The organism is Mycobacterium sp. THU-M104 (assembly GCF_049197365.1).
In the GTDB taxonomy this organism is placed as follows: Bacteria; Actinomycetota; Actinomycetes; order Mycobacteriales; family Mycobacteriaceae; genus Mycobacterium.
Map to the genome: position 1 here is coordinate 1 of NZ_JBMIOP010000175.1, position 4,649 is coordinate 4,649.

Below are 4,649 nucleotides of genomic sequence, written 5' to 3' on the forward strand. Positions count from 1 at the left end.
GCTCGGCGACGCCCTGGGCCACCAATTGCGCTTGGGCCTCGGGGTTTTTCACCTCGAGGATGTTGAGCTGGACCTGCTTGCCGGTCAACTTCTCCAGGTCAGCGCGGATCCGGTCGGCCTCTGTGCCGCGGCGACCGATGACGATGCCGGGTCGGGCGGTGTGGATGTCCACCCGAACGCGGTCGCGGGTCCGCTCGATCTCCACGTCGGCGATCCCCGCGCGCTCCAGGCCGGTGGACAGCAGCCGGCGGATCGCGACGTCCTCCTTGACGTAGTCGGCGTACTGCTTGTCGGCGTACCACCGGGACTTCCAGTCGGTCGTGATGCCCAGACGGAAGCCGTGCGGATTGATCTTCTGGCCCACTAGTCTGAGCCTCCCTTCGCTTCAGCAGTCTCAGGCGTCTGGCCGGCAGGCTCTGTTCTGGCCGGCGCCTTCTTGGCGGCGGCCTTGCTGGCCTCGGCGCGGCGGGCCCGCGTCGACTTCGCCGACCGCTCGTCGCGGACCGGGCGGCTTTCCACGACCACAGTGATGTGGCTGGTGCGCTTGCGGATCCGGAACGCCCGTCCCTGGGCACGCGGCCGGATGCGCTTGGCGGTCGGACCCTCGTCGGCATACACCGTGGCGACCACCAGAGTCGACGGGTCCAGGCCGGCGTTGTTCTGCGCGTTCGCCGCCGCGCTCGCGATCACCTTGGCGACCGGCTCGCTGGCGGCCTGCGGCGCCCAGCGCAGGATGTCGAGCGCGTCGGCCACCGACCTGCCACGCACCAGGTCGATCACCCGGCGCGCCTTTCGCGGCGACACCCGCACGAACCGTGCTTTGGCGACCGCGCAGGGGTATTCAGTGGTGGTCATCTCGATCCTTCGTTCATCGCGCGAACCCTCATCGGCGCTTGCTCTTGCGGTCGTCCTTGATGTGGCCCTTGAAGGTGCGCGTCGGCGCGAACTCGCCGAGCTTGTGACCCACCATGGCCTCGGAGACGAACACCGGCACGTGCTTGCGTCCGTCGTGCACCGCAAAGGTGTGACCGATGAAGTCCGGAATGATCGTCGAACGCCGAGACCAGGTCTTGATGACCTGCTTGGTGTTCTTCTCGTTCTGCGCGTCCACCTTCTTGAGCAGGTGGTCGTCGACGAACGGGCCCTTCTTCAGGCTGCGTGGCATGAGTGCTCCTGAGACTTGTTCGTGTTGCGCGGCTTCTCCTCATCGCGCTGCGCGCTCTGCATCGTCACCGCGCGCTACCGTCCGTGCTTCTTGCCGGTGCGACGGCGCCGGACGATGAGTTTGTTGCTGGCCTTGTTGGGATGACGGGTCCGGCCCTCGGGCTTGCCCCACGGACTGACGGGATGGCGGCCACCGGAGGTCTTGCCCTCACCACCGCCGTGCGGGTGGTCCACCGGGTTCATCACCACGCCGCGGACCGAGGGGCGCTTACCCTTCCACCGCATGCGACCGGCCTTGCCCCAGTTGATGTTCGCCTGCTCGGCGTTGCCCACCTCGCCGACGGTGGCACGGCAGCGCACGTCGACCCGGCGGATCTCACCGCTGGGCATGCGCACCGAAGCGTAGCTTCCCTCCTTGCCGAGCAGCTGGATGCCGGACCCGGCAGAGCGCGCGAGCTTGGCGCCGCCGCCCGGCCGCAGCTCCACGGCGTGGATGACGGTACCGGCCGGGATGTTGCGCAGCGGCAGGTTGTTGCCCGGTTTGATGTCCGCGTTGGCACCCGACTCCACCACGTCACCCTGCGAAAGTCCTTGCGGCGCAATGATGTAGCGCTTCTCGCCGTCGAGGTAGTGCAGCAGCGCGATGTTGGCGGTGCGGTTCGGGTCGTACTCGATGTGCGCGACCTTGGCGTTGACGCCGTCCTTGTCGTTGCGACGGAAATCGATCACCCGGTAGGCACGCTTGTGGCCGCCGCCCTTGTGCCGGGTGGTGATCCGTCCGTGGGCGTTGCGCCCACCGTGACCGTGCAACGGGCGCACCAACGACTTCTCGGGCGTCGACCGCGTGATCTCGGCGAAATCGGACACGCTCGCGCCACGACGACCAGGGGTCGTCGGCTTGTACTTGCGAATTGCCATGTCTAATCAGGTCTCTCTCTCACACGCGGCTAGCCGGCTAGGCCGGTGCTCCGAACAGGTCGATCGGCTTGCTGCCCGGCGCCAAGGTCACAATGGCCCGTTTGGTGTTCTTGCGCTTGCCGTATCCGGTCCGGGTGCGCTTGCGTTTGCCCTGCCGGTTTGCGGTGTTCACCGATGCGACCTTCACGGAGAAGATCTTCTCGACGGCGATCTTGATCTGCGTCTTGTTCGAATCGGGGTGTACCACGAACGTGTACACGTTGTCGTCGAGCAGCCCGTAGGACTTCTCGGAGATGACCGGCGCCAGGATGACGTCGCGCGGGTCGGCGAGGGTAGCCATCAGGCCGAAACCTCCTCGGAGCTGGTCGTGTTCGCGGCGATGTAGGTGTTCAGCGCCTCGACGCTGAACACCACGTCATCGGCATGCAGCACGTCGTAGGTGTTGAGCTGACCCGGTGACAGAACGTGCACACCGGGCAGGTTGCGGACGCTTTTCCTGCCGGTCTCGTCGCTGCGGCCGATGACCACCAGCACCTGTTTGCGGTCGGTCAGGCTGCCCAGGAACGCCTTGGCGTTCTTGGTCGAGGGCGTCTGTCCGGGCACCAATTCGGTGACCGCGTGGATGCGCCCGTTGCGCGCCCGGTCGGAAAGTGCTCCGCGCAGCGCCGCGGCGATCATCTTCTTGGGCGTGCGCTGGCTGTAGTCGCGCGGTTTGGGGCCGTGCACAGTGCCACCGCCGGTGAACTGCGGGGCCCGCGTCGAACCCTGCCGGGCGCGCCCGGTGCCCTTCTGTCGGTACGGCTTGCGGCCGCCACCGCTGACGTCGCCGCGCGTCTTGGTCGAATGCGTGCCCTGCCGGGCCGCCGCTCGCTGCGCAGTGACGACCTGATGCATCAGCGCGATGTTCGCGGGCGCATCGAACAACTCGGCGGGCAGTTCGACCGATCCGTCCACCTTGCCGTCCGGCGTCTTGACGTCGATTTTGAGTGCCATTACTTCTCACCTCGTTTGACCGCGCTCCGGACCATGACGAGTCCACCGGTGCGCCCCGGGATCGCACCCTTGATCAGCAGCACGCCGTTCTCGGTATCAACCTTGTGCACCACCAGGTTCTGGACCGTCACCCGGTCGTTGCCCATCCGGCCGGCCATGCGCGTGCCCTTGAACACCCGAGCGGGGGTGGCGCAGCCGCCGATGGACCCCGGGCGTCGGTGCACGGCCTGGGCGCCGTGACTGGCGCCCTGCCCGCGGAAGCCGTGCCGCTTCATGGTGCCGGCGAAGCCTTTCCCCTTCGAGGTTCCGGTCACGTCCACGTAGGCGCCGTCGACGAAGACCTCGGCCGTCAACTCCTGGCCGACCTCGTACTCGGCGGCCGCCTCCGCATCCTCGAGTCGCAATTCGGCCAGGTGGCGCCGCGGGTTGACGCCCGCGGCGGCGTACTGGCCGGTCACCGGCTTGTTGATCTTGCGTGGACTGATCTCGCCGTAGGCCAGCTGCACGGCGCTGTAGCCGTCGCGCTCGGGGGTGCGGATTCGCGTCACCACGTTCGGGCCGGCCTTGACCACGGTCACCGGAACGACCCTGTTGTTCTCGTCGAACACCTGCGTCATCCCGAGCTTGGTGCCCAGAATGCCCCGCCTTGCGGCGGAATTACCCTGTCTCGCCATGAGCTCTGGATCTCCTACTGGATGTTGACGTCGACGCTGGCGGGAAGATCGATGCGCATCAGGGCGTCGACGGTCTTGGGTGTCGGATCGAGGATGTCGATCAACCGCTTGTGCGTGCGCATCTCGAAGTGCTCCCGCGAATCCTTGTACTTGTGCGGGGAGCGGATGACGCAGTACACGTTCTTCTCGGTCGGCAGCGGCACCGGCCCTACGACGCTGGCACCCGTGCGGACGACGGTTTCGACGATCTTTCGCGCCGAAGCGTCGATGGCCTCGTGGTCGTAGGCCTTAAGCCTGATGCGGATCTTCTGTCCCGCCACGCCTCTCCCTACCTGATTCCCTCGTGAGGCCCGTGTCCGGGCCTCGTCCGCTCATGTGGTCCGATGTCCGGACCTGGTGCTCTCCGGCGCGCAGATCGACCACCCGATTCTCGGACGGTCCAGCGCCGCGCCGGATGCTGCGCCGCTGTTCACCTGTCGTGGTCCACCGACCCCCGCGGTCGGGTGTGTCACCCGCACGCAGCCCCGAACGCGGCCGATAAGTCGCACTCAAGAATGGGACCGGACGCGCCCGTTCGGGCGCTGGTCGTATGCCCGGCCAGGGAAAAACCTGGCTCAGGACAACCCGACCAGTATGCCTGACGATCATGCCCCGGGCAAAATCCCGGGCCGATCAGCAGCGCGATGGCGCGGGATCGGTCCGACTCCCACAACTCGGCAGCCTTCGGGCCGTCGACGACAGCGTCGAACGGCTCCGCGTACCGCCGGGCGGAGGGCACCTGAGCCGGCCCTCCTCGCGACACCCCCCCTTGCGAACATCTTTCTCTTCTGGTATCAAAAATCTATTCACGAAAGTACAGATCATCTCGACGTTCTTGGGATGGGTGTGATGTCGATGACG

General features: G+C 66.7%; 8 protein-coding genes and 1 pseudogene. All 9 read right to left on the minus strand.

From position 1 onward, the window contains the following. Positions 1-364 (minus strand): 30S ribosomal protein S3 (gene rpsC / locus ACOJVU_RS14035; protein WP_421530326.1); only part of this gene is annotated, 364 nt, incomplete at its 3' end. Next, positions 364-855: a 50S ribosomal protein L22 gene (gene rplV, locus ACOJVU_RS14040; protein WP_421530327.1), complete on the minus strand. Its 492-nt coding sequence runs from the start codon at positions 853-855 to the stop codon at positions 364-366. The genes rplV and rpsC, both read right to left, overlap by 1 nt. Positions 856-883: 28 nt before the next feature. Further along, positions 884-1,165 (minus strand): 30S ribosomal protein S19, encoded by a 282-nt coding sequence (gene rpsS, locus ACOJVU_RS14045; protein ID WP_020101403.1) that lies wholly within the window; start codon positions 1,163-1,165, stop codon positions 884-886. Between the two features lie 74 nt (positions 1,166-1,239). After that, entirely contained in the window at positions 1,240-2,082 is an 843-nt protein-coding gene (gene rplB / locus ACOJVU_RS14050) for a 50S ribosomal protein L2 (RefSeq protein WP_421530328.1), read from the minus strand. Positions 2,083-2,119: 37 nt separating this feature from the next. Beyond that, a complete protein-coding gene (gene rplW, locus ACOJVU_RS14055) occupies positions 2,120-2,422 on the minus strand; it encodes a 50S ribosomal protein L23 (RefSeq protein WP_421530329.1) in 303 nt (100 codons plus the stop codon). Continuing rightward, on the minus strand, positions 2,422-3,075 hold the full coding sequence (rplD, locus tag ACOJVU_RS14060) for a 50S ribosomal protein L4 (protein ID WP_421530330.1): 654 nt from the start codon (positions 3,073-3,075) through the stop codon (positions 2,422-2,424). Before rplD ends, rplW begins: the two co-directional genes overlap by 1 nt. After that, positions 3,075-3,749 (minus strand): 50S ribosomal protein L3, encoded by a 675-nt coding sequence (rplC, locus tag ACOJVU_RS14065; protein ID WP_421530331.1) that lies wholly within the window; start codon positions 3,747-3,749, stop codon positions 3,075-3,077. The genes rplD and rplC overlap by 1 nt, the downstream gene beginning before the upstream one ends. A gap of 14 nt (positions 3,750-3,763) precedes the next feature. After that, entirely contained in the window at positions 3,764-4,069 is a 306-nt protein-coding gene (rpsJ, locus tag ACOJVU_RS14070; protein WP_003873519.1) for a 30S ribosomal protein S10, read from the minus strand. Between the two features lie 344 nt (positions 4,070-4,413). Further along, positions 4,414-4,518, minus strand: a pseudogene (locus ACOJVU_RS14075) (TetR/AcrR family transcriptional regulator); the annotation flags it as partial. Positions 4,519-4,649 lie beyond the last annotated feature (131 nt).